This is a genomic window from Rhodoferax sp. (assembly GCF_028714215.1).
Lineage (GTDB): Bacteria > Pseudomonadota > Gammaproteobacteria > Burkholderiales > Burkholderiaceae_C > Rhodoferax.
This window is the reverse complement of the sequence record NZ_JAQTMS010000098.1, coordinates 1-4,113: the sequence shown is the minus strand read 5'-3', so window position 1 is coordinate 4,113 and position 4,113 is coordinate 1. Positions and strand designations below refer to the sequence as shown.

Sequence of the window (4,113 nt, the reverse complement as noted above, 5' to 3'; positions counted from 1 at the left end):
CCGCCGGGTCCCAGACGCTGCCCAGATAGATCACCGCATACAGCGCCGGAATCAGCGCCACGCCCAGCGCCGCCAACAGCAGTTTGGGGAACTTGATGAAAAAGCGGGCCTCGATTCGGGCAATGGCCAACACTTGCGACAGCATCTTCAGGCTCCCCATTGCGGGCTACTCGACAACCCGGCCGCGCAAGGCCTTGATCTCGGAGCGCTGGCTTTTGGCAACGCGCAGCCTTTGCCTGGCGGCGCGACTGGGTTTGGTGGCGCGCCGGGTCTTGGGCGGCAGCGCCACGCTGTTGACCAGTTCATGCAGGCGCAACAAGGCATCGAGCCGGTTCATCTCCTGCGTGCGGTGCTGCTGCGCCTTGATCACCAGCACCCCGTCCTTGGTAATGCGGCTGTCGCGCAGCGCCAGCAGGCGTTCTTTCACGTCATCCGGCAGGGAGGAAGCGGCAATGTCGAAGCGCAGATGAATCGCGCTGGAAACCTTGTTGACGTTTTGCCCACCGGCCCCTTGCGCGCGCACCGCCGTCAGCTCGACCTCGGCTTCGGTGATTTCCAGCGGCGGGGAAACGGGTTCGGCCATACAACAGAGTTACCGGTTCGGGGATTCCAGCCTGCGCCGGAAAAACGAAAAACAGCTCAGACTGTAGCGCGCTCCGGCTCGGGGGCGGCTAGGTAGCGCGCCACAAAGGCACCGACGGCACCGGCCGGCAGCGGCAGCCAGACGGTGTGACCACTGCCCGGCGCCACCGTCATGGCCTGGCCCTCGGCGTTTTCCATGCGGCTGAGTTGCAGGTCGAGGTTGCCGCCCGGCTGAATCAGCTCCAGCCAATCGCCCACGGCAAAGCGGTTCTTCACCGTGACCTCGGCCAGACCGCGCGCCGCATCGAATGACACCACATCGCCAACATACAGGCTACGCCCGGATTCGGAGTAGCCGCGCAGGTAATTTTGCGTTTCCTCGGGCGTGTGGCGCTGGAAGAAGCCGGAGGTATAACCGCGGTTGGCCAGGCCTTCGAGCTGCCCCAGCAAGGCCGGGTCCAGCGCACGCCCGGCCACGGCGTCGGCAATGGCCCGGGCGTAGCTCTGCACCGTGCGCGCCACGTAATAAGGGCTCTTGGTGCGGCCCTCGATCTTGAGCGAATCGACGCCGATTTCGACCAGCCGCTGCACGTGTTCGATGGCGCGCAGGTCTTTCGAATTCATGACGTAGGTGCCGTGTTCGTCTTCCTCGATCGGCATGTAGCTGCCGGGGCGCTGGCCCTCCTCTATCACATAGACCTGGTCGCGCTCGCGCTGGGCTGCCTCCGGCGGCGCCAGGATGTCGCCCGAGGCGTCGACCACGCCGGGCTGGGTCTTGTAGTCCCAGCGGCAGGAATTGGTACAACTGCCCTGGTTCGCATCACGGTGGTTGAAATAACCCGACAGCAGGCAGCGCCCCGAATAAGCGATGCACAGGGCGCCGTGCACAAACACTTCGAGCTCGGTATCCGGGCACTCCTGGCGAATCTGCGCCACCTGGTCCAGGGACAGTTCGCGCGACAGGATGACGCGGCTGACGCCGGCACTTTTCCAGAAGCGCACGGCCGCGGAATTAACGGTGTTGGCCTGCACCGAGAGGTGGATTTCCACCTCGGGCCAGGTCTCGCGCACCAGCATGATGAGGCCGGGGTCGGACATGATCAAAGCGTCGGGCCGCAAGGCAATCACCGGCGTCATGTTCTGCACGTAGTTCTTGACCTTGTTGTCGTGCGGAAAAATGTTCGACACCAGATAGAACTTGTTGCCCAGTTGATGCGCCAGATCGATACCCTGCTGCAAGACCTCGATAGTGCCGAAGTCGTTGTTGCGCACGCGCAGCGAATAGCGCGGCTGGCCAGCATAGATGGCAGTGGCGCCAAAGGCAAAAGCGGTCTCCAGCATCTTCAGCGAGCCCGCCGGCGCCAGCAGTTCAGGGGTTTTCAAAGTCATGCCCGGATTATCGGTGCTGTCATGTTGCGGACAAGCTTGCGGGCCTCCCTTTCATTCTCAGGATCACGCGCCAAGGCGACGCCGGGAACCGCACGAACGGGTGTTCCGGAAAAAATCCCAACCGATAGGGTTTGGGATTTTGGTGAATGGTCAGTGACGCTCACAATTTTCTTGATCCACGACCTTTGCGCACTGACTTTTGGGGTTTGTCCCCCAGCGCCTTCGTTGCCTTTAGTACCCGGTCAAAGTCCGACTCAATTTTCAGTGTCCGATTGAATTCTGTATATTCGGCCAGCGCCCGCTGATCGGCCTGCGTCTTGCTGATGTTGCCCTTGTGGGTCAGCACCGCGTACTCATTGAAACTCAGGAATTTGTCCACACTGGCGGCCATGTCGGCCATGCTCATCTGGACGCGGTTTTCGATGATATTTTCGATGTAGTCGAAGAAGCCGGAGATGGTGCGCTCCAGCCGCTTGATCTCCGGCTCGGACAGGTAATTCTTGGCGATAGTGACATCCGAGGCCAGGATGCGGCCATACGGAGCATTTTTCCAGGTGAGCAGGCCAGCATGCGGAGCGGTGCGGTCGGCTTTGCTGTGAATGATCTCGGCGGCGGTTTGGCCCGTGATGGCATAGTGGAACTTGTTCTGCACCATGGCATAGAAGTTCTGCGTGATGTCTGACTTCGGGTCGTAATCGACGCTGCACTCGGCAAAGATGTCGGTGATCTGCTGGTAGATGCGGCGTTCGCTGGCCCGAATAGAGCGGACCCGCTCCAGCAACTCCAGGTAATAGTCCTCGCCGAACACCTGCTTGCCTTGCTTCAGGCGTTCATCGTCCAGTACAAAGCCCTTGCGGATATATTCCTTCAGAATCTGAGTGGCCCAGATCCGGAACTGGGTGGCGCGCTTGGAACTGACGCGGTACCCGACGGCGATGATGGCGTCGAGGCTGTAGTGCTTGAGGGTGCGCCGAACAGCTCGCCCGCCTTCATTTTGAACTACCGAGAAATCCTCGGCAGTTGCTTTTTCCGCCAGCTCGCCCTCTGCGTAGATGTTCCTGAGATGAAGGCCGATGTTGTCCGGTGTAGTCTGGAACAGCTCTGCCATGAGGCGCTGGGGCACCCACAGGGTTTCGGCGTGGATGAGCACGCGGACATGCACCTTCTCGTCATCGCCAGCGTAAAGCAGGAAAGGCGCTTCCGTGCCTTCAGTTACCGCGATGGGCTGCTTTTCCGCCGGGGTCTTTTTCTCGGTCATGTGTCACGCTCCCTGAGGTATGTTCGTTGAATGGTGGTCATGACACCAAGCCCAACTCATTGTGCCAAGCCGCGAGACGTGCCGGTTCTAGCATCGCTGCGCATAGCGCCTGATGGACCTCGTGATGGGGTTCGCTAGGCAATAGGTCGTTTTTCCAATGCTGCACATATGTCTGTATCTCAGACTGTGAATGCCGTGCTTGTCCGCGCGAGACTCGCCGCCGTTCCCGTCCGCGAAGTACGTCCTGCTGTTTGGCGTACTCCGCTTTAAATTCTCGCGTCCAGCGATCAGCAAGATTGAGCAACCTATCGAGGTTGTCCACCTTGGGTTGATCTTCTGGCTGGGCGGCTGTGCACTTCACCGCAAACTCGGGCAAGACATAGTCCAAGGCCAGCGTTCCATTTGCGTGGCGCAGGAAGGGGTGGAACCAATCGGCGAAGCTGCCCGCACTGTGTACGGGTTTATCGCCCTTATTGGGAGCCTCGTTACAGGTGCTGCAAATCAGTTGCAAGTTGTCCGCACATACGCTGAGCAGTGGAAACGCGCCCTTGTTGATCCAATGGTCAACATGTGGTGTATCGCCCAGCGGCCCTCCACAGAATACGCAAACTTCGCGCGCCTTTGGGTCGTGGTTCAGACGGTGCGCGTCGCGGAATGCCTGAACAAAGCTCGCGTAGGTCACGCCGCCCGCAACGACTGGCGTTCCGTCAGCCAAATAAGGCAAGCCACTTTTCAGGCCACGCTCGTAAAAGGCCTCCAGTAACCATCCCCCGGCAAAGCCGGGGGCTTTCAAATTGTGAGCCGCTCAAAGCGGCAAAACGGGGTCGCTAACGCGGCCCCAACCCTTGGTGCCACCGTTTCGGTGGCCGTTTATCTCCACAGCC

4 protein-coding genes are annotated in these 4,113 nt (G+C 60.3%); all 4 read right to left on the bottom strand.

What is annotated here, in order from left to right; all coding sequences use genetic code 11:
* Positions 1–166: 166 nt before the first annotated feature.
* The 4 genes from arfB to PHS32_RS23875 all read right to left on the bottom strand — a co-directional run bounded on the left by arfB (position 167) and on the right by PHS32_RS23875 (position 4,022).
* Positions 167–583, bottom strand: coding sequence for an alternative ribosome rescue aminoacyl-tRNA hydrolase ArfB (gene arfB / locus PHS32_RS23890; protein WP_301082067.1), 417 nt, complete (start codon positions 581–583; stop codon positions 167–169).
* Between the two features lie 56 nt (positions 584–639).
* Positions 640–1,971 (bottom strand): tRNA 5-hydroxyuridine modification protein YegQ, encoded by a 1,332-nt coding sequence (gene yegQ, locus PHS32_RS23885; protein ID WP_301082066.1) that lies wholly within the window; start codon positions 1,969–1,971, stop codon positions 640–642.
* 160 nt (positions 1,972–2,131) lie between these two features.
* Complete coding sequence (locus PHS32_RS23880; RefSeq protein WP_301082065.1) at positions 2,132–3,229, bottom strand: virulence RhuM family protein; 1,098 nt, start codon at positions 3,227–3,229, stop codon at positions 2,132–2,134.
* A gap of 37 nt (positions 3,230–3,266) precedes the next feature.
* Positions 3,267–4,022 (bottom strand): HNH endonuclease, encoded by a 756-nt coding sequence (locus PHS32_RS23875; protein WP_301082063.1) that lies wholly within the window; start codon positions 4,020–4,022, stop codon positions 3,267–3,269.
* Between the last annotated feature and the right edge of the window lie 91 nt (positions 4,023–4,113).